21 protein-coding genes and 1 other RNA gene are annotated in these 24,112 nt (G+C 34.5%); 15 read left to right on the top strand and 7 right to left on the bottom strand.

The window, feature by feature from the left end; all coding sequences use genetic code 11:
* Nucleotides 1-56: 56 nt before the first annotated feature.
* From IGI65_RS10685 to IGI65_RS10665, 5 genes are all read left to right on the top strand, one after another.
* The gene (locus IGI65_RS10685) at nucleotides 57-986 is read left to right on the top strand and encodes a mechanosensitive ion channel family protein (RefSeq protein WP_412256451.1); all 930 of its coding nucleotides are present in this window, start codon (nucleotides 57-59) and stop codon (nucleotides 984-986) included.
* Between the two features lie 464 nt (nucleotides 987-1,450).
* Nucleotides 1,451-2,842: an L-cystine transporter gene (locus IGI65_RS10680; protein WP_071864881.1), complete on the top strand. Its 1,392-nt coding sequence runs from the start codon at nucleotides 1,451-1,453 to the stop codon at nucleotides 2,840-2,842.
* A gap of 279 nt (nucleotides 2,843-3,121) precedes the next feature.
* Nucleotides 3,122-4,606, top strand: a complete 1,485-nt coding sequence (locus tag IGI65_RS10675; RefSeq protein ID WP_412256449.1) for a helix-turn-helix domain-containing protein — start codon at nucleotides 3,122-3,124, stop codon at nucleotides 4,604-4,606.
* Nucleotides 4,607-4,859: 253 nt separating this feature from the next.
* The gene (locus tag IGI65_RS10670) at nucleotides 4,860-5,423 is read left to right on the top strand and encodes a TetR/AcrR family transcriptional regulator (RefSeq protein ID WP_412256447.1); all 564 of its coding nucleotides are present in this window, start codon (nucleotides 4,860-4,862) and stop codon (nucleotides 5,421-5,423) included.
* A gap of 215 nt (nucleotides 5,424-5,638) precedes the next feature.
* A complete protein-coding gene (locus tag IGI65_RS10665) occupies nucleotides 5,639-7,153 on the top strand; it encodes a helix-turn-helix domain-containing protein (RefSeq protein ID WP_412256445.1) in 1,515 nt (504 codons plus the stop codon).
* Between the two features lie 90 nt (nucleotides 7,154-7,243).
* On the opposite strand, the gene IGI65_RS10660 is transcribed toward IGI65_RS10665, so the two are convergent.
* Nucleotides 7,244-8,314 (bottom strand): endonuclease/exonuclease/phosphatase family protein, encoded by a 1,071-nt coding sequence (locus IGI65_RS10660; RefSeq protein ID WP_412256444.1) that lies wholly within the window; start codon nucleotides 8,312-8,314, stop codon nucleotides 7,244-7,246.
* Between the two features lie 141 nt (nucleotides 8,315-8,455).
* On the opposite strand from IGI65_RS10660, the gene IGI65_RS10655 reads away from it, so the two are divergent.
* From IGI65_RS10655 to IGI65_RS10645, 3 genes are all read left to right on the top strand, one after another.
* The gene (locus tag IGI65_RS10655; protein ID WP_412256442.1) at nucleotides 8,456-8,920 is read left to right on the top strand and encodes a GAF domain-containing protein; all 465 of its coding nucleotides are present in this window, start codon (nucleotides 8,456-8,458) and stop codon (nucleotides 8,918-8,920) included.
* A gap of 124 nt (nucleotides 8,921-9,044) precedes the next feature.
* Nucleotides 9,045-9,272, top strand: coding sequence for a hypothetical protein (locus IGI65_RS10650; protein WP_412256441.1), 228 nt, complete (start codon nucleotides 9,045-9,047; stop codon nucleotides 9,270-9,272).
* A gap of 642 nt (nucleotides 9,273-9,914) precedes the next feature.
* Complete coding sequence (locus IGI65_RS10645; protein ID WP_412256439.1) at nucleotides 9,915-10,454, top strand: adenylyl-sulfate kinase; 540 nt, start codon at nucleotides 9,915-9,917, stop codon at nucleotides 10,452-10,454.
* Between the two features lie 387 nt (nucleotides 10,455-10,841).
* Here the strand turns inward: IGI65_RS10645 and ssrA are convergent.
* Together ssrA and IGI65_RS10635 are read right to left on the bottom strand one after the other, a co-directional pair.
* Nucleotides 10,842-11,205: a transfer-messenger RNA gene (ssrA, locus tag IGI65_RS10640) on the bottom strand.
* A 90-nt stretch (nucleotides 11,206-11,295) separates the two neighbouring features.
* On the bottom strand, nucleotides 11,296-12,069 hold the full coding sequence (locus IGI65_RS10635; protein WP_412256438.1) for a Cof-type HAD-IIB family hydrolase: 774 nt from the start codon (nucleotides 12,067-12,069) through the stop codon (nucleotides 11,296-11,298).
* Nucleotides 12,070-12,381: 312 nt separating this feature from the next.
* On the opposite strand from IGI65_RS10635, the gene IGI65_RS10630 reads away from it, so the two are divergent.
* From IGI65_RS10630 to IGI65_RS10620, 3 genes are read left to right on the top strand one after another with little or no spacing between them, the layout of a single operon-like run.
* Nucleotides 12,382-12,723 (top strand): SdpI family protein, encoded by a 342-nt coding sequence (locus tag IGI65_RS10630; RefSeq protein ID WP_071864889.1) that lies wholly within the window; start codon nucleotides 12,382-12,384, stop codon nucleotides 12,721-12,723.
* Nucleotides 12,724-12,731: 8 nt separating this feature from the next.
* Nucleotides 12,732-13,448 carry a response regulator transcription factor gene (locus IGI65_RS10625; RefSeq protein ID WP_071864890.1) on the top strand — a complete coding sequence of 239 codons (717 nt, stop codon included), beginning with the start codon at nucleotides 12,732-12,734 and terminating at the stop codon, nucleotides 13,446-13,448.
* The gene (locus IGI65_RS10620) at nucleotides 13,448-14,908 is read left to right on the top strand and encodes an ATP-binding protein (RefSeq protein ID WP_412256437.1); all 1,461 of its coding nucleotides are present in this window, start codon (nucleotides 13,448-13,450) and stop codon (nucleotides 14,906-14,908) included. Before IGI65_RS10625 ends, IGI65_RS10620 begins: the two co-directional genes overlap by 1 nt.
* Nucleotides 14,909-15,033: 125 nt before the next feature.
* On the opposite strand, the gene IGI65_RS10615 is transcribed toward IGI65_RS10620, so the two are convergent.
* The 3 genes from IGI65_RS10615 to IGI65_RS10605 all read right to left on the bottom strand — a co-directional run bounded on the left by IGI65_RS10615 (nucleotide 15,034) and on the right by IGI65_RS10605 (nucleotide 18,546).
* Nucleotides 15,034-15,522 carry a hypothetical protein gene (locus IGI65_RS10615; protein WP_412256436.1) on the bottom strand — a complete coding sequence of 163 codons (489 nt, stop codon included), beginning with the start codon at nucleotides 15,520-15,522 and terminating at the stop codon, nucleotides 15,034-15,036.
* Between the two features lie 84 nt (nucleotides 15,523-15,606).
* Complete coding sequence (locus IGI65_RS10610; protein WP_412256434.1) at nucleotides 15,607-16,332, bottom strand: hypothetical protein; 726 nt, start codon at nucleotides 16,330-16,332, stop codon at nucleotides 15,607-15,609.
* A gap of 102 nt (nucleotides 16,333-16,434) precedes the next feature.
* A complete protein-coding gene (locus tag IGI65_RS10605; protein WP_412256433.1) occupies nucleotides 16,435-18,546 on the bottom strand; it encodes an LTA synthase family protein in 2,112 nt (703 codons plus the stop codon).
* A gap of 208 nt (nucleotides 18,547-18,754) precedes the next feature.
* Here IGI65_RS10605 and IGI65_RS10600 point away from each other — a divergent pair, with 208 nt between their 5' ends.
* Genes IGI65_RS10600 through ybaK form a run of 3 tightly spaced genes read left to right on the top strand, consistent with a single transcriptional unit; the run spans nucleotide 18,755 to nucleotide 21,219 of the window.
* Nucleotides 18,755-19,924 (top strand): class I SAM-dependent rRNA methyltransferase, encoded by a 1,170-nt coding sequence (locus IGI65_RS10600; RefSeq protein WP_412256431.1) that lies wholly within the window; start codon nucleotides 18,755-18,757, stop codon nucleotides 19,922-19,924.
* A 47-nt stretch (nucleotides 19,925-19,971) separates the two neighbouring features.
* Nucleotides 19,972-20,727, top strand: coding sequence for a type I 3-dehydroquinate dehydratase (gene aroD, locus IGI65_RS10595; RefSeq protein WP_412256430.1), 756 nt, complete (start codon nucleotides 19,972-19,974; stop codon nucleotides 20,725-20,727).
* A gap of 6 nt (nucleotides 20,728-20,733) precedes the next feature.
* A complete protein-coding gene (gene ybaK / locus IGI65_RS10590; RefSeq protein WP_412256428.1) occupies nucleotides 20,734-21,219 on the top strand; it encodes a Cys-tRNA(Pro) deacylase in 486 nt (161 codons plus the stop codon).
* A gap of 71 nt (nucleotides 21,220-21,290) precedes the next feature.
* Here ybaK and IGI65_RS10585 read toward each other — a convergent pair whose 3' ends face one another.
* Nucleotides 21,291-22,553, bottom strand: a complete 1,263-nt coding sequence (locus IGI65_RS10585) for an NAD(P)/FAD-dependent oxidoreductase (RefSeq protein WP_412256426.1) — start codon at nucleotides 22,551-22,553, stop codon at nucleotides 21,291-21,293.
* A gap of 124 nt (nucleotides 22,554-22,677) precedes the next feature.
* Here IGI65_RS10585 and gdhA point away from each other — a divergent pair, with 124 nt between their 5' ends.
* Nucleotides 22,678-24,027, top strand: coding sequence for an NADP-specific glutamate dehydrogenase (gene gdhA, locus IGI65_RS10580; RefSeq protein WP_412256424.1), 1,350 nt, complete (start codon nucleotides 22,678-22,680; stop codon nucleotides 24,025-24,027).
* Nucleotides 24,028-24,112 lie beyond the last annotated feature (85 nt).

The following is a 24,112-nucleotide window of genomic DNA, read 5'->3' as shown; positions in this document are numbered from 1 at the left end:
TGTCTAACTTTCTGAGATAGCGTAACATAAAAGTAAACGACGACAGGAGGGGAAAAATGGAGAGTGAAGTCAGTGGTTTTTTGGAAAAAATTTTTACTGAAATAATTAATAATGTCAAAGATCCTAATCAATTAACTGGTAAAAGTGGTATATCTGTTATTTTGTTGATGATTTTAATCCTTTTAGAATGGTTTTTTAAAAAGTTTTGGCGTAAAATCATTGCCAATATTAAGCTATTAAATGTCGTGAACACACTGACTCATTTTGTTTTACGTTTTTTCTTTTTGATTAGCTTATTAGGTTTGTGGTTAAATGCGCTTGATGCACTTATCATTTTACTCGTCTTTATTGGTGTCATTATTTCGTTATCTATTAAAGGGTTAATCAGTAATCTTGCCGGCTGGTTTTTAATCGTTAATAAACATCACTTTCGAATTTATGACCGCATCGAAATCGATACAATCAAAGGAGAAGTAATTTCAGTTGGGCTATTGTATTTTACGTTAATGGAAATTAGTAATTGGTTTGAAGCAGAAGCACCAACTGGCCGCACAATTAAAATTCCAAATAGTAAAATATTAACGACAGCTGTTTACAACTACAATGATGTGACTCCTTTTGTTTGGAAAGAAATTTGCTATTTATTGGCTTTTGAAAGTGATTGGCAAAAAGCGCAAAAAATTATAACGGATATTCTCTTAACGTATTATCAAAATTTTGAAAAAGAATATTTAGCTGATTCGTTATATAAAGAAGTTGTGTTAAAACAATTACAACTTTTTGATGGCGAGTTAAAACCGGTTCAAATTGTGGATGTGAATGAAAATGGCGTGCTATTAAAAACACGTTATGTAGTTTACTACACAAAAGGGACAACGGTTGCGACTAAATTACATCAAGAAATATTATCGGCCCTCCAAGATGCTGCTATTCAAATGGCCGGTAAACGTATGTACTTCATTAAAAATAATGAGAGCGTTAGTTAAGGTATCTTTTTGCTAAGAATGGTGCCGGTATTGTCTACTGGCTTTGAGACAACGTTTTTATTATATATAGTTGGCGCCGTCAGCTATTTCATTTTAGCTTCAATGAAATAGGAGTTTGTTCCGATGTTTCTTTTTGAGATTTAGGAAATAAATTAATTTAGAAATAGATAAGTATTCGTGACTGCAAATAAGTAGATTAGCTGCTGATTTTTGCGGTCACTCTTTTTAATCTGAACATTAGGATATTAAAATGTTAAGCAGATTTCCTATATTTCATAAAAAAAATTTTTGAATTTGACTTTCGCTAAGTGAATAAAAACAAATTGATTTTTAAAGCGTTTTTATAAGCCGTGAGAACAGACAGATAAAGTAAACTAACTTATAATAAGTAAATCGAAATTCTTTTTTTAGAAAAACGATAAATTGTCACAAAAAATGTTAATGGAATTATTTGGGGGTATTTGATGACTACTGTATGGATCATAGCTGTATTGCTGGTTTTTGCGGCGTTACTTTTTGTTTTTTGGCGCCAACAAAAAAAACACTTGAAATTTTCAACCCGCGTTTTTGTAGCACTTTTTGCCGGTATCATTTTTGGCGGGGCACTACAATTAATTTTTGGAACTAAAGATGCCGTTGTAACTGGTGCTTTGGAATGGATTAAAATTGTCGGAAATGGGTATGTCAGCCTCTTACAAATGCTGGTTATGCCACTTGTTTTTGTCTCGATTGTTTGTGCTTTTACCCGCATGAAAGAAAGCAATAAATTAGGGAAAATTAGTTTTACTGTCTTGGCTACTTTACTTGCAACCACCGCTGTTGCAGCTTTAATAGGGTATACAAGTATTGTATTGTTCAATTTAGATGGTGCTTCTTTTACACAAGGTGCAGCTGAGTCTGCGCGGATCGCTGAGTTAGCAGAACGCCAAACGCAAGTACAAAACTTGTCGATTCCACAACAAATCTTATCTTTTATCCCGACGAATGTCTTTGCTGATTTAGCGGGAACTAGAGCGACAAGTACAATTGGTGTAGTTATCTTTTCTGCTTTTGTTGGAGTTGCTTATCTTGGTGTGAAAAGAAAAGCGCCTAAAGAAGCCGAGTTTTTTGCAAAATTAATGGATAGTCTTTATAAAATTGTGATGCGGATTGTAACATTAGTATTACGCTTAACACCATACGGCGTCTTTGCATTAATGACTAATGTGCTGGCATCAAGCGATTTTGCTGCGATTGTCAATTTAGGTAAATTTATTCTTGCTTCTTATAGTGCTTTAATTGTGGTCATGCTAGTTCATTTACTAGTTTTAAGTTTTGTCAAAGTAAACCCAGTAACGTATTTGAAAAAGGCAATGCCTGTTTTGAGTTTTGCTTTTACTTCACGTTCTTCAGCTGGCGCGATGCCGTTAAACATTGAAACACAGACTAAAGCTTTTGGTGTGGACGATGCGACTGCTAATTTTGCGGCAAGCTTTGGTATTTCCATTGGGCAAAACGGTTGTGCAGGCGTTTATCCTGCGATGTTAGCCACTATTGTTGCACCAACTGCAGGAATAGATATTTTTAGTGTCCAATTTGTATTAATGTTAGTAGCAGTCGTGACAATCAGTTCATTTGGTGTTGCTGGTGTCGGTGGCGGTGCAACTTTTGCTTCCTTAATTGTTTTAGGTTCTTTGAATTTACCAATCGCAATTGTTGGTTTGGTTATTTCTGTTGAACCGTTAATTGATATGGCACGGACAGCAATTAACGTGAGTGATGCAATGGTCGCTGGAATTGTAACTTCTACACGTATTAAAGAAATCGATCGTAAGGTGTTAGAAAATCCAGATGCTGTAATTGATACACAAGCCTAATTTAAAAGAATAAGGAACTACAAGACTAAAAGAGTTAGCCGCAAAAGGGCAACTTTTTTAGTCTTTTTTGTGAAAAGAAAATTTGAGTTTTAGATTGTTTCACAGCGACAGTCTAATTCTCCGCTGAGTTAGAAAATTTTTGGGGAAAATATAATGATATTTTTGCTTTTTTATCAGGTTTTAGAAATTTTATTTTGATGTCTATGTTATAATTACTTTGCTTTAAATGGTAAGCTGACCTACATTGCTGGATTTTAAAGCTAGAGAAGAGGTTATATTATGTACAGAAGAGAACTTCTAAATGATTGGGATAAAAAAATTATGGAGTTTCTCCGCTATCTTACCCAAAAAGGAAACCATGCCACAAAAAAAGAAGTTGCTGAAAAACTGTCACTTACACGTCCAACTCTGTTAAAACTGGTGGCAGATATTCAAGCAATTTTTAAAAGGATGGACGGTTTTAATCTAACGGCTTCTAATCACGAATATCACTTACATATTGATTTAACACAAAATTTAAGTTTTATTACTAAGTATCTAATGCTCTATTCTCGCAAGTATAAAATTTTAAAGGAAATTTTCGAGCAAGAAAACGTCAATATCCATTACTTTTGTGATTCCAACGGTCTGAGTATCGCGACTTACTATGCTGAAATTAGAGAACTAAATGAATTGATAGCTGAATTTAATCTGATAATAAAAAATAATCAAATTCATGGTTCAGAACTGCAAATTCGTCATTTTTTTAGCTCTTTATTTTTTCATACTTTACCTGTGGAAAAAATTGAGCTGTTAAAAGAGCAGTTACTGCCAGTTGATTTTGTCGCAGATCTAGAAGAACAGCTGGAAATTAGAGTAAACTATTCTTTTTTACATGAATTGACAATATACTTGTGGGTAGTAAAAGTTCGAACAGAACGTAAAAAGGATTATTCAACCAGTGAGTCTGATTTTGTTGAAGAGATTCGCAATTTGGGGAATCGTGAGAGTTTTGTAGCAGGAATAAAAGCGATAAAGAGTTTTACAATTTTACAAGATTTATGTCAAAAGTATTTGCCCTATTTTCCCAGCCAACAAGATAGTGAGATTAGTCGCTTGATTTGCTTTTTTATGAGCCATCATTTTTCTTCTTCAGATTCATTATTATTTAGAGAATTAAATGCATTAGGTCGCTATCATAACTTTGTTAGTTACAATTTTGTTCAAACTTTTTTTGATTTAACAGAAACTTCTGCAGCTGAAAATGAGTACATTGTATACAATGTACTCAAGTCTATTTGGCAGAATATTTTATTAGAAGGGCAAATTATGATGGATCAAACGATCTTTTTTAACCGTTATCTTGATGAATTAGATGCTATCAATCAAAAAAGACAGTTTGAACAACTTATTTTGCAACTAGAAAATCGCTTTCCAGAGTTATTTAATTATCAAAAAATTAAGGATCCACTAAAAGGGGACTTAGGACGCGCTTTTCTATATTTACAAGAAAAAAAAGAAGCGTTGTATCGTGTAGGTATTTATTATGTGGGTAATCAGCTACTCGCTCGTCAAATGACAGATTATTACTTATATGAGTTAAATAAGTATCCTAATTTATACGCCACTGCTTGGAATAAGGATAGTCAATTTGATATTGTATTAAGCAATTATGAAATTGGGGATTTAATTAAAAGTGAGCAACTGTTTTACATTAATGTTTCTCATCCGGATTTAAATATCCAAGAGATACTGCAATATGTTAAACAAGATAACAGCAGATAAATTAGATTAGTACTAAGTAAAAAATAAAAGTCACAATCTTAAGTAAAATGATTTTAAAGTTGAAACAAAAATTGAACGCTGCGAATTATTTTTGGGATAATGCGTTTTTTAGCCATTTATACCCGCGCATGCAAATATAAAATAAAGGATAAAAGAACGTCTGCTGTTTTTCATTTTTTACGAGGGTATAAAAAATAATAAAACTTTTCTTCTTGATGAATTGTTAAAATTTTATTAGATGAGGGGGAGTTATATGAGGAAAACAAAATTTACGAAAAAAATGATTCTTAATAAAGCGGCAAAATTTGTTCAGACATATGGCTTTGATGAATTAACAACTCGTAATTTGGCTGATTATATGAAGATGAGTACGCAGCCGATTTATAAGCAGTTTGATTCGATGGCGGATTTAAAACATGAATTAGTAGCGAATTATTTTAAAAAACTCCATTATGATTTTCAAAAAGATTTTCCAAATTCCCATGGATTAGCCGATTTTGCACAGCATTTTGTGCTGTACAATCAAAAATGTTATGACTTGTTTTTACATATCTTTTTTTATCCTAAAAAGAAACGAAGTACTTGTCAGGCCATTCATGATGTTTCCCATCAGTTTTTTTATGAATTAATTCAAGCTGACCCACAATGGTGTCACTTCGATTCAAAAGCAAGACGACAACTAGAAGATAAATATTTTTTACTGCTGATTGGTAGTGTGATGACGCATCGACGTTTTATGGAAATGAAACAAGAGAGTAGTTTATTGCTTCATCTAACGAGTTTAGTAGAAAATTTAAATCAAATTAAAGCAGCATAACGCATAAAAAGCCTGCTGAATTACATTTAAACCTGAGGAAAGTTTAGCTTTATTTCTGGTTTAACGACAATTCAGAAAAAGGCTTTTTTGTTGCGATTAATTCTCATAAATGGGGGTTTTTTTAATAGAGGGTACGAGGATGATTGTAAAATGATTATTTTTTGCTAAGCTAAATGAGAAAGTAGTTAGCAAAAATATTAGTCAGGAGTGATTTGATGAATTTAAGATCATTGCTAAATAAAAGTATGTTACGTCATTTGCGCTTAATCGAATTATTGTATGAAATAAAACAAGGACTACCTACTGATCGCCTGATGGCAGAATTGGGTTGCTCCTTGCCTGTTTTATTAAATGATATTCGCTTAGTCAATGAAGAACAAGACATTGCGACAATTGAGAAGTACAAAGGTTTGTATCAACTAAAAGTTCAAAAAAATTCTCCTGTCAGTAGATTATATGCTGAATTTTTACAGCGATCGTCAGAGTTTCAAATTTTTGAAGCACTACTTTATGAACAACATGAAAATATTACCGAATTAGCGAGTGATTTATATTTAAGTATTTCCAATACGCAACGCTACTTGAAGAAAATTCAACTTGTCTTAAAAGAGGCAGATATTGAGCTAAAACATCGTCCTTTGCGCTTAGAAGGTAAGGAAAGTGTGATTCGGCAATTATATTATCGTTATTTTAACGAAAAACATTTTCAAATGGGAATTAATTTACCAAAATTAAAAGGAGAACATCAAGAGGTAATTTTTGCATTTGTAACAGATTTTCTAGTGAAAAATAATTTTCCTGTTAAACATATTTTTATTCAGCGCTTGGCTTATAATTTTTATATTAGCTTGTGGCGTATGAAAAATCAGCATCATTTTCCCAAATGGCAATTAAAAAATGACTTTCTTCAGTTACCGCTAACGACCCGATTTATCACTTGTCAGCAATTAGTAAAAGAGTGTTTTGATTTTTCTTTAGATGAAAGAGGCTGTCAAGATGCCTTTTGGCTTTTATATAGTGATAGCTTGATTTTTAGTGAAGAACAGTTGGACTATATAGTAAAAAACAATGAACGAGGTAAAGTTCACTACGATATTCATGAGCAATTAATTACACAATTGAATGCAGCATTTATCAAACCTTTGACACAAAAAGAACAAGTCCAACTAATTTGTACTTTACAAAACTCTTCTTTTTTATACGCTACTAAAGGAACGTGTGTAAATATTCTTCGTTTAGATAAAGAAAGTTTTGTTTTAGCAATGGCAAAAACTTATCCAGTCGGTGTCGCTAAAATCACAAGGTTAGTTGAAGACATTACAGCGCAATATTATTTCTATTTTGAAAAAGATTTTGTGATTTCCTATGTCTATTGGATTTTAACCACTATACCAGACTGGGTGGAACGGATTTCATGGGGGCAAAAAAGAATCAAAATCTTATTACTTTCCAATTTGTCACCAACTGCCGAAAATTATTTGGCTAGTCAAATAGAGAAAAAAATATATGGTGATTTTGAAATATACCAAGGAAACCACGAAACAACAACACTTTTTCAAAACCTTGAGGCCTACGATTTAATCTTAACCACAGAAGACTTAAAGATTCCTTGTTCGGTGCCACTACTGCCCATTGACTCCTATTTATCTTGGCAAAATATCGCTTCAATTCAAGAAATAGTTAGTGAATTGATTGAACAATGTAACGTAAAACAAAGAATTGTTTCTTAACAGTGGCTACAATTCTAAAAATAAACCCTCAAAATGTCAGACGTGGTCCTGGATTTGAGGGTTAAGGTTTGAAACTAAATTTAGCCCGATTTATTTTTTTAACTGAAAATCGAGTGTAACCGGATTATGATCAGAATAAGCAAAAGATGTATTAACTACAGCTACGTTTTTAACTGCAATATTGTCTGAAACGATGAAGCCATCAATCAATGTGACAAACGTTTTACCTTCTTTGTAGGGTTCATTTAAATTTCTGGCAGAAGGAATTTTTGCGGTCGCTAAATTTTCTGTCGGGATATGAAAGCCTGGTGGCAATTGATCTTTTGGAAATGGATGTGTCCAAGTCAATGGCTCTTTGGTAGTGCCAAAAACAGTTGGTGCATTGCCCAAAATGTCATGATTAAAATCTCCTGCGACTAAAACATAGTTGTCTTTTTGATATTCCTGGGTTAAAAAATTAGTTAGTTTTTCTAATTGGGCTTTTTGGACAGCTTTATTTTTGGTATAAGCAGAAAGATGGATATTAATGACTACCATATCTTTACCATTTTCAACAGGTGATCTTGTGACGGTAAAAGCACGGTCATAATCTAAAATTTTCGTTACACCGGTATCAATCGGCAGTTGATAACGCTTGGCATTTGTTAAAGAGCTCTTACTTAAGGTCACTAAACCAGATTTTGTTTTTCCAATCGGTTGGGTAAACGGATAAAAGAGATAAGGGGAGTCATAATTAACCCCATAAACGGTATTATAATTCCCAAATTTTTGTTGGAGAAAATTCACTTCATTGACATGGTAGGAACGATCCCCAGTTTCATCAACCTCTTGATAAAAAATAAAGTCTGGATTTTGTGCTTTTACGGTTTTGGTGATGCCCCCAAGATTTTTATATACAATACCCTTACTATCGGCTCGTGACTGAGTGCCACCGTCCATAAAAAAACTATATGTTGGTGGATAAGAAGCATAACCAATATTATAAGTTAAGGCGCGGTATGATTTTTCTATTGCTAATTTTTTTGTTTGTCTTGTTTTGACCGTTAAATTTTGATTATCCGGAATGCGATGATAACTTAAAAATACGTAACCCAGATAACCAATTATAACGACAAGAAAAATGCTAATGAATGCTAAAATTATTTTGAACCATTTTTTCATGTACTTACCTCCCAGTTTATCCTACACAAAATTTTAAAAACTGTCACACGATTTCTTTTGTTAAAATTTTTGTCATTTCGTTCATTTTACAGAAGCATTTTGAAATAGATTAGCGTATAATGCCAACAAGAGGTGATGTGTGTGGCTTTTACAAAAGAAGAAAAAGTAGCTGCTTATGAATTACTATTATTACAACAAAAAGGATTACTTGAAATTGAAGATGATTTATTAGCAAATTTAGCAAATTCATCAGCTTTATTAAAAGAAACATTACCAGATACAGTTTTTGCGGGCTATTATTTGTTTAAAGCAGAGCAGTTAATCTTGGGACCTTTTCAAGGGCGAGTTTCTTGTACCAGAATACAAATGGGCAAAGGTGTGTGTGGCGAGAGCGCCCAAAAACGTCAAACTGTCATTGTCGGGAATGTCAAAGAATATGAAAATTATATTTCTTGTGATTCTGCTGCCATGTCAGAAATTGTTGTACCTTTGATTAAAAACAATGAATTAATTGGTGTTTTAGATTTAGATAGTAGTAAAACCAACAGCTATGACGAAATTGACCAAAAATTTTTAGAAGAATATGCGCAATTACTAATGAAATAAAGTGGTGCTGGCATTTTGTCAGCACTATTTTTTTATTTATTGTTAAAAATACTTGGCATAAACATTAAATAATGATATATTAATATTACAAAACAATTAAAAAAAGATTATAAAAGGAGTCGCGATGAATAAAGATAATATTATTTTAGGCCAAGTATACGAATGTAAACCAGTGGGACTTCAGCGTAGAGTAATTGGTGAAGTAGTGAAAAAATTGGAAAATTGTTTGGTATTAAGCGTTGAAAAATACGATTTGGTTGATCATGATGAAATTCAAGAACGCTTTGGAAAAGTAGTTGTTAAATATTCAGAAGTATATGGTAAAGCAGAAATAGAATGTTTCTTTAGTTAAAAATAAAAGGTTTTTAGAAAAAACAGGAGTCTAAAAATCAAAAATGCTTCAAAAAGTAGCTGGTAAATTTCCGCTGCCTTTTGAAGCATTTTTATTTCAAGATAATAAAGAATAAAGCCAATTAAATGGTGCAAAAAATAGTTTCTCCAAAGGGCAAACCTCCTTTGCTAAATTTTAACACGATAATCGATTACAAGATGATGAACTTTTTTTACAGTTTGAGGAAGTTTAAGACAAAGATGACAAAACCATAACGATAAGAACATGTTGTACTTAGATACTAGCAAAGAAATATTTTATCCATATACAAATTACTTTTTTAAAGGCTAATGAGGATCTATACCGTCTAGTAGAACAATAATGCTGGTAGTTGCTACAATCTCAGGACCATTGACATATCATTAAAAATAATAATTAGTCACTTTTGGAGCCTAATAAAAATAATTAAATAATTATTATAGCTCCCGTGACAGCTCCCGTACGCAGTTATTAAATATTCAGAAGATTATCAATCACTTTTAGAAGTGTGATATAAGTTTGCCAAATCTCTTTTTTAATGTAAATTATCGTTTGAAGTATTATAATTAAGAAATACTTAAACCTTAAATAAAAAATATTATGAAAATAAAAGGAGAATTCTTTATGTCTGATTCGAACATTATCGTAATTAGTGGCGTAACGGCAAGTGGAAAAACTACTTTAACAAAGGCTTTATTACAAAATGTTGAAAATGCATATGCTCTCTTTTTTGATGACTATAGTATTGACGCGTTGCCTAACGCTCCTACATTTAATTCCTTTCTAAAATCTCCTAAAGTAGCAATCAACCAATATGATATTTCCGCTTTAATTACTGATTTAAAACATGTCAAAAACCACTATCACCATATATTTATTGATTTTCCTTTTGGATATGAACATGACGTATTAGCACCTTTTATTGATACAGTCCTTTATATGAAAACACCATTGGATGTAACACTTGCACGACAAGTTCTTCGAGATTATACAAATAAAAGCAAAGAGGATATTATAGAATGGCTTGACATTTATCTAAACTACGCGCGGCGTTTATTTGTCATGCATGAGACTATTATAGCTCCTAGTGCGGATTATCTTCTTGATGGTACGAAGGATATAAAAAGTCAAATTGAGCAACTTAGCTTGTGGCAAGTTATATAATTAGAAAAGAATGTTTTCTATATAACGAATCTTACTTTTCTAATTAAAGGAAGTAGCAATTTTGCATACTATCTCACTCCATTAAAAATTTTTGCGGAACTTTTATTTTAATTTATTGCATAAGTAAGAGATTCCATCCTTATAGACAGATGTGTTTATCATATACGAAAGATTATTTCCTTTTGGATTAATATTTTTTTGAAATTCAATTAATGAAAAAGTAAACGACCTGGTCTCTTGGTTGAGGTCAGGTTTTTTTGAATGCCAAATTGAATGCCCTCTAATAATTTTTAGTGAAAACTAGCAAAAATAAAAATCAGCCACAAACCCTGATTTATAAAGGTTTGTGACTGATTTTTAATTCAGCGAAAACCGCCGAAAAGTACAATATGGAGACGGCGGGAGTCGAACCCGCGTCCAAACACATCGCCACCCAAAAGACTACGCTCATAGTCCGCTCTTTTGAGATTCGCGCGGTAAAACGCCGAGGGACAGGCTTTTTACTTTGCTAGTCTGATAATCTCTTCTAAGTTTTACAGACGGAAAAACTTAGCGTATCCCACTAAATTTGAGACCCTTACCCGAGCACATGGGCGATGCCGGGAGGATCTACGCTAACTGTTTTTAGGCAGCTAAGGCGTAAGAGTTTTCGTTTTTAGCAGTTATATTTAACTGTAACGTTTTAACGTAGCCGTAACCTACGAAGCGCCATTCAAGCTCGAACTATGCCTGTCGAATCCGTAACGTCCCCGTTATATAGGGCATCACAGCAAAATTAATTATAACATGAAAGCCAGACGATGAAAAGTCTGGCTACTTTTTCTGGCTACTTTTATAGTAATTAAATTAAGTCAAAATGTTTCAATGCATGGACAATTCCGCCCTCGGTATTACTTTTTGTCACAAAGTCTGCTTTTTCTTTTAACAACGGCACACCATTACCCATAGCTATTTTAATATCGCAAGCATCAAAAAGTGCGATATCATTAGGACCATCACCAAAAGCATAGGCGGGAACATTAGTTAATTGTAGTTTTTCTTGTAAAAGTTTAACGGCATTACCTTTTGAAACGGTCTTTTTAACCGTATCTAGTGAGTAAGGAGTATTGCGATAAAAATTCAACTGAGGGAAACGTTCAGTGTAATAAGTGTCATTATTTTGCCCTAAAACGAGTAACATGTTAACAGGTTTAGTCAGATAGCCGTCAGGGTCTAATGGCGGAACAGGTGTATGAATGAAGTTGTAAGCACCTAGTAAGAATTCATTGTGTTCGTTACACCATATTTCGTTTTCATTATAAAAAGAAATGGCATCACCATTTGCTTTGGCAGCATCATAAACTTCTTTAATTAGTGTTTTCTCGTATAAATCAGAAAAGATAATTTCACCGTCGACTCGAATAAAAGCGCCATTCATAATAATATCACTATCAATATTGGCTTGTTTCATTATTGACGCCACTTCCACTTCGGTACGTCCTGTGGCGATGACCGGTAAGACGTTGTTTTCTTTTAATTGTGTCATTGCACTTGCAATTTCAGGTCGTACTTGTGATTTATCATCCAGTAAGGTACCGTCTAAATCAAAAAAAGCTGTTGCTTTATACGTCGTCATGTATCATTCTCCTATCTTAGTTGTAAATATTTGAAAGTAAAGTAATCAAATAGCTTGCTACAACCGTTTTGTTTTCTCATTATCACTTTAGCAAATTAAACGTAACCTTACTAGCCTTTTTAATTTAAAAGCCAAGATACTCAATGGAAATAAAAGCGTGTAGAATTTTATATTTTGGTTGGTATTTAATTTGTTACCGTAATTTTTCTTAATAAAGGGTGAAAAAACAGGCAAGCTTACTTGAAGAAAATGTGAAGTTGTTGGTCTTGCTTTACAATTTCAGTTATACTATGAGCAAGGAGTGAGACAGTTGTGATTTTTTTATATGTGGGTGTTATCATGCTGGTTATCGGTTTTTGTTTCTTCTTATTTCCAGCTAAAAAACCAAATTTAATTTATGGATATCCTTCTGTTTTAGCAAAGAAAAACAGCCAAAATTGGCGCTATGCGCAAAAAGTAAATAGCTTGTTATTATTAGTAGTTGGCTTTATTTGTGCTGGAATTGGTTTTTTACTAAAAGAGACGGGAAATACAAATTATTTTATTGCAGAAATGCTTTTAATTCCATTACCAATTATTGGTGTTTTTGCTGGAACAGAAGAATTATTACAGCGATTTGATCGCCGGCATGCTGCAAAAGAAGCAGAAAGGTAGGGGAAAAAATGAATATTTTAATGATTGAAGATAATGAAGCTGTTTCAGAAATGATGCAGATGTTTTTTTTAAACGAAGGTTGGGAAGCAACCTTTAAGTATGATGGCCAAGAAGGTCTTGATGCATTTATGCAAGAACCAGAACATTGGGATATGATTACACTTGATTTGAATTTACCCAGCTTAGATGGTATGGCAGTTGCACGAGAAATTCGTAAAATTTCCAAGACAGTACCCATTATCATGTTAACGGCTAGAGATTCAGAAAGTGACCAAGTTATTGGTTTAGAAATGGGAGCAGATGATTATGTCACGAAACCATTTAGTCCTTTGACATTAATTGCAAGGATGAAGGCATTGCATCGTCGTAGTGAGCTGGCTGAAAGTGTTACGACTGAAAAAGAAGATGATAATACTTTTGATATTGTTACCAAGCACTTTAAAATGAATACGAAAACTAGAGAAGCGTATTTAGATGATACTTTAATTGATGGTTTAACACCAAAAGAATTTGATTTATTGTACACGCTAGCAAAAAAACCACGCCAAGTTTTTTCCCGCGAACAGTTATTAGAATTAGTTTGGGACTATCAGTATTTTGGGGATGAGCGGACGGTGGATGCTCATATTAAAAAACTACGGCAAAAAATAGAAAAAGTAGGACCACAAGTGATTCAAACTGTGTGGGGTGTTGGGTATAAATTTGATGATTCTGGGGTGGCATAATGCGTTACCTCTATCAGCAGTTGATGGCTTTTTGGGTCGTTATTGCCGTAATTTTATTAATTGTTGGTATTTCTTTTACGCAATTGACCAAACAAACCATGGAAGATAATAACTATCGGCAATTATTCGGATATGCAGAATCAGTGGCAAAAACTGCACAAAATTACGCGGAACTACCAAATGCTAATGTAACGACACCAGATGATAGTCTGCATAATTCGCTGATGTTCACAGAACTTGCCCTAAACCAACAAGACGTGAATTTTGTCTTTATTAATAAAAGTGGAAAATCCACTTATCCCAATAATGCTAACGTTCATTTTTCAATTACAGAAAGCCAGTGGAATGCTTTAAAAGCAGGCGAGCGGCAAAAAAAGACTTCTGATACGAATGTATTTGGTGAAAAAGAAGTAACTTCCTATGCCATGGTGCCTTTTAATTTGGAAGGTGAATTTTACGGAGCGCTCATTGTAACGCAACCGGCTAAAAATATTTCAGATAGTGTTAATTCTGTGACGTTGAACTTGTTTAAAGGTTTTATCATCTCTAGTGTTATTGCGCTAATTATCAGTTACTTTTATGCTAGCATGCAGGTGAGACGTATTAATCGTATGAAAAAAGCAACAAAAGAAATTGCCAATGGTAATTTCGATGTACAATTACCGGTTCATGATAAAGATGAATTTGATGAATTAGCAGATGATTTTAATAAAATGACGATCTCTCTAAAAGAATCACAAGAAGAAATTGAAAGACAAGAAGAACGGCGCAAGCAATTTATGGCCGATGCTTCTCATGAAATGCGAACACCTCTAACCACCATTAACGGGTTATTAGAAGGTTTAGAATATAATGCGATTCCGGAAAACCAAAAAGAAAACGCTGTGCGTCTAATGAAAAATGAAACGGAGCGCTTAATTCGTTTAGTAAATGAAAATCTGGACTATGAAAAAATTCGTACCAATCAAATTTCGATTGTAGTAAAAAAATTCAATGGAACAGAAGCCCTACAAAATATTTTGACACAGCTTGAGAAAAAAGCAGAAGCAGCGGGGGATAAATTACATTTTGACGTCACTGAACCGATTGATGTATATGCGGATTACGATCGGTTTGTCCAAATTGTGGTCAATATTATTCAAAATGCGATTCAGTTTACCCAAAATGGTGATATTTATATCAATTTGAAAAAAGGCTATTTGGAAACAATCGTTGAAATCAGTGATACAGGCATTGGCATGACAGAAGAACAACAACGTAATATTTGGGATCGTTATTACAAAGCGGATCCTTCCAGAAAAAATCGTAAATTTGGTGAGTCGGGTCTTGGGTTACCAATTGTCCAACAATTGGTTCGTTTACACAAAGGAAGCATTAAAGTAGATAGTAAATTAGACGAAGGAACTAAGTTTACGATAACTTTTCCAGATGTTGAAATTCCAGATGAAACAAACGAGTAAATATGTGAATAGTAGTGGTAATTGTATTACTACGCCAGTTAAAAAACCGGCTACACTTTTTAAGTGTAGCCGGTTTTTTAGTAAGGATTGCTTTTGAAATAACTGTTTTTTTAGTTTTGCTAAAATTATAAATCAACTTGTTTTAAGTTATCAACCAATGTTGCATCCGTAGTTAAAAGATAAATTACTAAGTCTTCTTTTTCAATTAAATCTCGAAACAAGTTAAAGAGTTGCTGGCGTTCGGGGATGGTTAAGGCCGTGATGATGTCTTCTAAACAAAGAATCTTATTTTCAGCTAGCAAGGCGCGAAAAATCTGTAATTGAATCATTTCTACTTGCGTTAAACTTTCCGGTTCTTTATTTAAAAGAACATCGCTTACTTGTAACTCTTTCGCCAGTGGCAGTTCAGTAATTTTTTGCTTATAAAATTTATTGGGAAAACCCATTAAAAGATTTTCGGTTAGTGAAAGATAAGGAATAAAATCAGGAGTGAGACTAATTTTTCCTACATCTGCGGTGAGACGTTGTAGTTCTCGTTGGAAATTTTGTTGTGCTTGAGCTAATGTTTCCCCGTAAAAAATTTTAAAATGCTGTTGTGAGCTGATTTTTTCCATGAAATCACTTCCTCTAACTTAAATATTTACGTCGTACAAAGTCAAATCAAAACGTTAAATTCTGCAATAGAAAATTGCGCTACTTTAATGCCTTCTAAAGAAGCGAATTTTACTTCCTAAGATAGCTAATGGTAACCCGACAGCAAAGTTAAATAACAATAAGCAGACTGTCTGTCCAATTGTGGTAGTCAAAACATTCAGCCAATCACGACTACTTATAAAAACAGATTGGATTAAAAGGGGATAGTTTTTGGGTAAACGAATACCAAATTGGGTGCCATTATTTAAATTTGTTAAGTCATTTGTTCGAATCATTTGCGCGGTTTGCGTATGGATTGTTTCACAAATTCGTTGGATGAAGGGTTGAAAAACCAAGGTAAGACACGTAATGACGCCTACCACCAACAGCGCAGGTAAAACAAATTCATATATAATTTGTAGGGCCACGTTAAAATGTGAACGTCCGGAAGCAAAAAATGTTTGTAATTCTTTTTGGCGCCGGTTATAAGAATAGCTTGCAAAAAAGAACGTCAAAACAGTCAACGCGACTAAAAAAACAAGTGTAAAAGATAAATAAATATTTTTCATTTGGCTAAAGAAAAATTGTAAAGCATTATCCCAATTTTTATCTTCATTTAGTGGGTTATTTGTGAGCATATCTTGTAAGCTGTGGTAAACAACTTGAGCTGAATTAATTAAACACAATGCAAAAAATATACCAACAGTCATCACGACTAATGCAATAAAATAGGGAAGATATATTTTTTTATGGTAGTGTAGACTGGCAACTGCATAATGGACTGTCCGCATCTTTTTCACCTCATAGAAATTATACGTGGTGAGTTTGAACAAAGTATGAAGTTGTTTTTGCAAAAAAAAGAAGTTCCGGTTAAAAAACCGAAACTTCTTTTTTTATTTATGACCTTCTGCTTCGTATTGCTTGTAGGTCTTTGTTTGGTATAAATCTTGCGTTGATTTATCGCCATGTTCAGAATAAACGCTGGTCGATTTATTTCCAAGTTTACTTTCTTGTTTTCCTAATTGATCCAAAGCATTCTTATAATTGAATTTTTCTGGATCGAGTTCTTTTAAATTACTGCCGGTGTAAAAGCGTAACAAGTCTCCATTATTAATTTGATCTGAAGTAGCAAGCTGTTTGCTGACTTCTTCTTTCCATTTGGTTACTTGGTTTTTTAACTTTTCATCTGGAGCGGTAATTGCTTGACCGGTCGCGTTATCGTACAATGTGCCACCGTAGTAGGTGTATTTATCTGTTACAAAATCACCGTCACGGAATGCCACTAGTTGTTCATGTTGTTTTGAGAATAAATCTTGACCAAGTTGAATGTAGTTTTTAGTATCAACACCCAACAAGTGTAATAAAGTTGGCAATGCATCGACTTGACCACCATAAGTATGGTTAATGCCACCTTTTGATTGACCTGGAATATGAATCATATAAGGAACACGTTGCATTTGTGCATCATCATAACCAGTCCAAGTTTCTTTGTCTTTGCCTAAAAGTTCAGCTAAGTTTTTATTCCGTGAAGTGGAAATACCATAATGGTCACCGTATAAAACAATCACGGAGTTATCATACAAACCGCTAGCTTTTAAGTAGTTAAAGAATTCTTCTACCGCACGATCCAAGTAGTTAGCAGTGGCAAAATAGCCATTGATTGTTTCATCGTTTGTGTTTGCCATTGGAAAACCAGCTTCATCATTTGTAAATTGTGAATAAGGGAAGTGGTTTGAAACTGCGATAAACTTAGTATAAAACGGCTGTTGTAACTGTTCTAGATATTTTACAGATTGTTCAAAGAATGGTTTATCATGTAAGCCATATTGGAATGAATTACTATCATTGACATCGTAATAAGAAGCATCGAAGAAGTTTTGATAACCCCAACGTTTATAAGTTTCATTACGATTCCAAAAAGTTCCGGCATTTCCGTGGAAAACAGCACTAGAGTAACCTTGTGTTTGATTTAAGATATTTGGCGCAGATTGGAATGTATTTTTACCACCTAATTGTGTCATCAAAGCGCCTTGGTTTAAACCAAATAATGAATTATCCATTAATGTTTCAGCATCGGATGTTTTCCCAGCTTTTACTTGATGGAAGAAATTGTCAAAACTAAAGGTACTCTTACTGTGATAGAGGCTATTGATAAATGGCATAACTTCATGTTCTTTACCTTCAGCATCTTTTAATTTGTAATCGATTAAAAATTGTTGCGTACTTTCCAAGTGAATATAAATGACATTTTTACCTTTTGCCATGCCAAAATAATCACTATTAGGTGCGGCATAATGGCTTTTCACATAGTTTTCGGCTTCTTTCATATCATTAGCACTGGCTTGTGCTCTTACTTGCGAAGCTTGGTAGGTTTGAATGCCATCATAAACGGTAAATGCGTTAATGCCGAGATATTTTACTAAATAATCACGAGAAAAAGTTCGCGTTAATAGTTCAGGTCGATCCACTTCAGCTAAGAATAAATTACCAGAGAAGATCATGACAGATAATGTCGAGATGGCAAATGCCATTCTAGCACGTACGGGTCTTTGGTCCATTTTTATCTTTTTGGTGAACAGTAACGCTACAATCACGACGATATCCACAAAGTAAAGTAAATCATAAGGACGGAATAAGCGGATGGCACTTTCACCTAGTCCACTTGCGACTTTGCCGGCCCCTAGCATTGTATTAATGGTAATAAAATCGGTGAATTCCCGATAGTAAGAGACGTTAGAAAAAAGAAGTAACGACATCAAAAAGTAAATTACCATCATGGTGATATAAGAAGCTTTGGTGCGCCTTACGTATAATGCAATTGACAACAAGAATAAAGTTGTCGCAATTGGATTAATAAATAAAATTAAGTATTGACGCATACTTTCAATGCCTAAGTTGAAATCAACAAAGTAGGCAAAAATGTTTTTGGCCCAAAAAAGAACGGCTAATAATGCAAAGAAGCCCAGCCGTTTATTTAAGAAAGCGGGAGTTTTAATATTTTTCACTGTTTTATCCTTCCTTTTCCAAGTCTGCTTTTGCAAGCTTAATGAAAAAATGAAAATATACACTGTTTACATTTTACTAATCACCGTTTTTTATGTCAATTGAAATTGCGGGCGGGCTAATTAATTAAGTAATTCTTTAACTTCAGAAAGCACAGACAAATACTGTTATTTTTGCTATACTTTTTTTGAAAGAAGAGCAGGTGAAAGTATGAAAATTCAAATGAATAAATTTGGTGTAAAAAAAATGCGCCAATCAAATCCGTTAGTTCAATTAGAAGATATCGCAACCAAATTAGAGCATGAGACAGGTTGGGTTGATTTTGTCGATCAAAAAGGTAATTTTTTAGCTAAAGGTTATTTAGGTAAACAAAACAAAGGAATCGGTTGGGTTCTTACTTGGCAAGATGAAGCAATTGATCAAAGCTTTTACGCCCGTGCCTTTGCTAAGGCAAAAGCCCTGCGACAAGCATTTTTTAACGATGATGCTACAAATGCCTTTCGCCTTTTTAATGGGGAAGGCGATGGTATTGGTGGAATTACGATTGAATGGTATAACCAATATGCTGTTTTTTCTTGGTACAATCAAACCTTGTTTGAAAAAAAGGATCAGATAATTGCTGCTTTTAAAGAAATTTTTCCCGAAGTTTTAGGCGCCTATGAAAAAATCCGTTTTACAAGTGATTTACCGGAATCTGACCATTTATACGGACAAAAAGCACCGGAACCATTACTTGTAAAAGAAAACTTTGTTAATTTTGCTACGTATTTAAATGAAGGGTTAATGACGGGCATCTTTTTAGACCAACGTGCTGTGCGTGGTCTTTTAGTTGATGGTCTGGCAGCAGGAAAAACAGTCTTAAATATGTTTAGTTATACAGGAGCTTTTTCAGTAGCTGCGGCAATGGGAGGTGCTAGTAGTACTACTAGCGTTGATTTAGCTAAGCGTAGCCTAGGGAAAACTCGTGAACAATTTGAAGTCAATGGTTTAGATGTTGCGGCCCAAAAAATACACGTGATGGATGTTTTTAATTATTTTTCGTATGCTTTAAAGAAGAACTTGAAATATGATGTAATCATTTTGGATCCACCGAGCTTTGCCCGTAATAAAAAACAAGTTTTTAAAGTGAAAAATAATTATGGTCAGCTGATTGCAGCAAGTCTGCCTATTTTAAATAATGAAGGAATTATTATCGCATCGGCCAACACGGCAAATGTAACTTTGGAAAAATTTCAACAGATGATTGAAAAAGAATTTATAACAGCAAAAGTAGACTACCAACTATTAGATACAAAACGTCTGCCTGCTGATTTTCAGGTTAATCCGGCTTTTAAAGAGGGGAATTACTTAAAAGTTTTAATTTATCGTGTACAACAATAGTTAGTAAATAAGAAAGTCAACTCGGAAGGTAAAAGGGGCAAGAGATAATGCAAATTACGATAAAAGATGTAGTTTTTGGTAAAGGTACACCTAAAATTTGTGTGCCACTGATAGGAAAAGATAGTCCAACACTTTTAGCACAGGCCCAAGTTGCGGCTGCTTCAGTCTGTGATGTTGTCGAATGGCGGGTAGATTATTTTGCGGATTTTGCAAGTGAAAGTGCCGTTTTAGAAGTTTTATCCCATTTACGAACGGTACTAAAAGAAAAGATTTTATTGTTTACTTTTCGGACTGAAAAAGAAGGGGGCGCAGCAGATTTATCTTTACGAGACTATCAAAGCTTATATGTAGCAGTGGCTGAAAGTGGCTTAGTTGATATTGTCGATGTAGAGTTAGAAAGAGCAGAATTTTTAGGGCGCGGCTTTTTAAATCAGTTAAAAAAACAACGTGCTGCCTTACTTTTAAGTAGTCATAACTTTGATAAAACACCTGCAGATGGTGAGCTGGTAATGAAACTTGGGGTGATGCGTCAATTTGAAGCAGACTTTGGTAAAATTGCTGTGATGCCGCATTCATTAAAAGATGTTTTACGGGTGATGGGCTTATCACAAAAAATGCAAGGCTTAGCTAGTGTTCCTTTAATACTGATTGCTATGGGTGATTTAGGTAAGGTTACGCGGGTAGCTGGGGAGTTGATGGGGTCTGTGATGACATTTGCGGCTTTAGAAGAAAGTTCTGCTCCAGGTCAAATTGACATTGTAGAAATGCCGAAAATCTTAGCGGCTTTGTCCTTAGAGGAGTGATTTTTCGTGGCAAAAAAGAAAATTGTTAAAACCAATGCAATTCGGCTAGTGGAACAAAAAAAGATTTCTTACAAAGAGTATGCCTATGAGTGGCAAGAAAATCATTTAGGTGCCGATGCGGTTGCCGCTAAATTAGGTCAAAATCCCGCCCAAGTTTTTAAAACCCTTGTGGCAGTGGGAAATAAAACTGGCGTTATTGTCGCTGTTATTCCTGGTAATCACGAGTTGGATTTGAAAAAATTAGCACAACTCAGTGGCAATAAGAAAGTCGAAATGCTTCATTTAAAAGATTTGGAACAAACAACCGGTTATATTCGCGGTGGATGTTCACCAATTGGCATGAAAAAATTATTTCCTACTTTTATTGATGAATCTGCTAACGATTTTGCTACCATCATTATTTCTGCAGGTAAACGGGGGTTGCAACTGGAAATTGCCCCAAGTGATCTGGCTTTTTTAGTCAGTGGAAAATTCGGTGCCTTAACGGAATAAAAAAGTGCTATCCTTTGCCATTTTTAGGGTAAAGGACAGCACTTTTTTTGATAAGAGAGTACCTCAATTTTTTATATGTTTTGCCAACTGGCAATTTCTGCGGCTGACTTTCCTGCGACATGGCCGGTACACAAAGCGGTCGTAATATTGTAACCGCCCGTATAGCCGTTTATATCCAAGACCTCTCCTGCAAAAAACAAGCCTTCGCAAAGTTTACTTTCAAGTGTTTTGGGATTCACTTCTTTTAAGTGAACGCCTCCACCGGTCACAAATGCCCGCTCAAGTCCAAACGTACGAATAATCGGAATTTCAAAATGTTTAACCAATGTGATTAAACTTTCTATTTCTTCGGTGCTTACTTTTTCGGCTGGTATATCATTTAGAGCCAATTTATCCAAATAAAACTGTAATAAGCGTTCAGGTAGCCACTGGGATAAAGCATTTTTTAAACTCTTTTTGGTTTGGAGACGAGCTGTTAAATCGGCTAATAGCATCTCTTTTGTTTGATTAGGAAAGCAGTCCAATGCGACAGGCACACTTACTTTACCGTTGCGTAATTCTTGATTGATAGCATAAGAACAACGAAGGGCGGCAGGTCCTGATAGACCAAAGTGAGTAAAAAGTAAATCCATCGTGTGGCTTGTCACTACTTTTTTATCTGCTAAAACACTTAATTTAACATCTTGTAAAGACAGGCCTTGTAAGGTCTTATCTAGAATAAAATCTGCATTTGAAATTAATGGCGCTTCGGTGGGAAAAAGTGGTGTCACTTTATGGCCACAAGCTTTCGCCATTTTATAGCCATCCCCTGTAGAACCGGTACCCGGATATGTTTTTCCACCGGTAGTTAGGATAACACAAGGGGCTTTGAACTCTTCTTTGTCAGTTTTAATGCCATAAATTTTGGTCTTGTCATGAACTAGTTTTGTAACCGTAGTATTGGTTAAAAGAGTCACGTTTTGTCTTTTTAATTCTTCATGAAGAGCATCAACAATTGTTTTAGAACGATCGGTTACCGGAAAAATCCGGCCATGATCTTCTTCTTTTAACGCAACATTACGGCTGTTAAAAAAGGCCATGATATCTTGATTGTTCCATTGTGAAAAAGTACTATATAAAAATTTACCATTGCCGGGAATATGGGTAATTAAGTCATCCACCGGTCGATTATTTGTGACGTTACAGCGTCCACCGCCAGTTAAGAGTAATTTTTTACCTAAGCGTTTGTTTTTTTCTACTAATAAAACGGTTGCCCCATTTTCTGCTGCGCTAATAGCCGCCATCATACCTGCAGGGCCTGCACCAATCACGATTACATCGTATTTTTTTTCCATGCTTTCACCTCAAGATGCAGTGTAGCATAGTTTGAAAATTTGTTCTATTATCAAATAATTCTGACGATATTGCGGTTTTTTGGTAAAATAAAAACGTGATAAATATTTTACTTGGAGGGAAATTATGACAAACGCAAAAGAATATATTCAACAAGTGCAACAAAGTCTCCATGAAAAAGATCAAGATCAAACAGAATTTTTACAAGCTGTAGATGAATTTTTCTCAACGATTGAACCTTTTTTAGCGGAGCATGATGTCTATCAAAAAAGTAATTTATTACAATTGATTACTTTGCCAGAACGGGTCATTCAATTTCGTGTTCCTTGGCAAGATGACAAAGGAAATTGGCAAGTAAATCGAGGATATCGAATCCAGTTTAATTCAGCTTTAGGACCTTATAAAGGCGGCTTGCGTTTTCATCCAAGTGTGAATTTAAGTATTCTAAAATTTTTAGCCTTTGAGCAAATTTTTAAAAATAGTTTAACAGATTTACCAATTGGCGGTGGTAAAGGTGGCGCCGATTTTGATCCAAAAGGCAAATCTGATAATGAAATCATGCGTTTTTGCCAAAGTTTCATGACCGAACTTGCTAAGCATGTAGGACCTGACACCGATGTTCCAGCCGGTGATATTGGGGTTGGTGGTAGAGAAATTGGCTATTTATTTGGGCAATACAAACGTTTAAAACAATACGATGCAGGTGTCTTGACTGGTAAGCCTTTGGAATTTTGGGGTAGTAAAGGTCGAACTGAAGCAACAGGTTATGGTGTCGTTTATTATGTAAAACATTTATTAGAAGACAAAAAAGATAGTTTAAAAGACAAGACAGTGATTGTTTCTGGTAGTGGTAACGTGGCGATTTATGCGATTGAAAAATTAATTGAACTTGGTGCAAAAGCTGTAACTGCCTCTGACTCTAGTGGTTATGTTTATGATCCAGATGGCATTGATTTAGCTTTATTAAAAGATGTAAAAGAAGTTCGTCGGGAAAGATTAACCGCTTATGCTAAAGAGCGACAAAATGCGCAATATTTTGATGGGGATAGTGTGTGGAATAGTGAGATAAAAGCAGATGTCGCCTTACCTTGTGCTACTCAAAATGAAATTGATATAAAACAAGCCCAGTTGATGGCTGAAAACGGAATAAAAGTCGTTGCAGAAGGAGCTAATATGCCTTGTACCATGGAAGCTGCGGAATACTTTATTGAGCAAAAAATTTTTTACTGTCCAGGTAAAGCTGCTAATGCTGGTGGAGTAGCTGTTTCCGCTTTAGAGATGGCACAAAATTCCCAACGGCAACAGTGGGGTAAAGAAGATGTAGACCAACAGCTGGATGATATTATGCTAAACATTTATGAAAACTGTCGTGATACTGCCGCACGGTATGGTCAAAAAGATAATTTAATGATGGGAGCGAATATTGCAGGTTTTGCCAAAGTAGCAAAAGCTATGCTGGCTCAAGGACTTGTCTAAAACTGGCAAACAGGTTGAATTCATGGCGTTTTCTTACAGTAAGTTACTTGAAAAAAAAGCATAAAAAACGTAAAGTATTACATGT

It is taken from the genome of Enterococcus sp. DIV0755b, assembly GCF_051713765.1.
Taxonomy (GTDB): domain Bacteria; phylum Bacillota; class Bacilli; order Lactobacillales; family Enterococcaceae; genus Enterococcus_C; species Enterococcus_C canintestini.
The sequence above is the reverse complement of the archived record's forward strand: the minus strand, read 5'-3'. Positions and strand labels throughout refer to the sequence as shown.

What these genes read in the sequence shown, in the direction of transcription:
- aroD (WP_412256430.1), top strand. Translation starts at nt 19,972, where the DNA reads ATGCAAATTACGATAAAAGATGTAGTTTTTGGTAAAGGTACACCTAAA.
- gdhA (WP_412256424.1), top strand. Translation starts at nt 22,678, where the DNA reads ATGACAAACGCAAAAGAATATATTCAACAAGTGCAACAAAGTCTCCAT.
- IGI65_RS10670 (WP_412256447.1), top strand. Translation starts at nt 4,860, where the DNA reads ATGAGGAAAACAAAATTTACGAAAAAAATGATTCTTAATAAAGCGGCA.
- IGI65_RS10660 (WP_412256444.1), bottom strand. Translation starts at nt 8,314, where the DNA reads ATGAAAAAATGGTTCAAAATAATTTTAGCATTCATTAGCATTTTTCTT.
- IGI65_RS10645 (WP_412256439.1), top strand. Translation starts at nt 9,915, where the DNA reads ATGTCTGATTCGAACATTATCGTAATTAGTGGCGTAACGGCAAGTGGA.
- IGI65_RS10625 (WP_071864890.1), top strand. Translation starts at nt 12,732, where the DNA reads ATGAATATTTTAATGATTGAAGATAATGAAGCTGTTTCAGAAATGATG.
- IGI65_RS10620 (WP_412256437.1), top strand. Translation starts at nt 13,448, where the DNA reads ATGCGTTACCTCTATCAGCAGTTGATGGCTTTTTGGGTCGTTATTGCC.
- IGI65_RS10615 (WP_412256436.1), bottom strand. Translation starts at nt 15,522, where the DNA reads ATGGAAAAAATCAGCTCACAACAGCATTTTAAAATTTTTTACGGGGAA.
- IGI65_RS10600 (WP_412256431.1), top strand. Translation starts at nt 18,755, where the DNA reads ATGAAAATTCAAATGAATAAATTTGGTGTAAAAAAAATGCGCCAATCA.
- IGI65_RS10665 (WP_412256445.1), top strand. Translation starts at nt 5,639, where the DNA reads ATGAATTTAAGATCATTGCTAAATAAAAGTATGTTACGTCATTTGCGC.
- IGI65_RS10675 (WP_412256449.1), top strand. Translation starts at nt 3,122, where the DNA reads ATGTACAGAAGAGAACTTCTAAATGATTGGGATAAAAAAATTATGGAG.
- IGI65_RS10585 (WP_412256426.1), bottom strand. Translation starts at nt 22,553, where the DNA reads ATGGAAAAAAAATACGATGTAATCGTGATTGGTGCAGGCCCTGCAGGT.
- IGI65_RS10610 (WP_412256434.1), bottom strand. Translation starts at nt 16,332, where the DNA reads ATGCGGACAGTCCATTATGCAGTTGCCAGTCTACACTACCATAAAAAA.
- IGI65_RS10680 (WP_071864881.1), top strand. Translation starts at nt 1,451, where the DNA reads ATGACTACTGTATGGATCATAGCTGTATTGCTGGTTTTTGCGGCGTTA.
- IGI65_RS10635 (WP_412256438.1), bottom strand. Translation starts at nt 12,069, where the DNA reads ATGACGACGTATAAAGCAACAGCTTTTTTTGATTTAGACGGTACCTTA.
- IGI65_RS10650 (WP_412256441.1), top strand. Translation starts at nt 9,045, where the DNA reads ATGAATAAAGATAATATTATTTTAGGCCAAGTATACGAATGTAAACCA.
- IGI65_RS10685 (WP_412256451.1), top strand. Translation starts at nt 57, where the DNA reads ATGGAGAGTGAAGTCAGTGGTTTTTTGGAAAAAATTTTTACTGAAATA.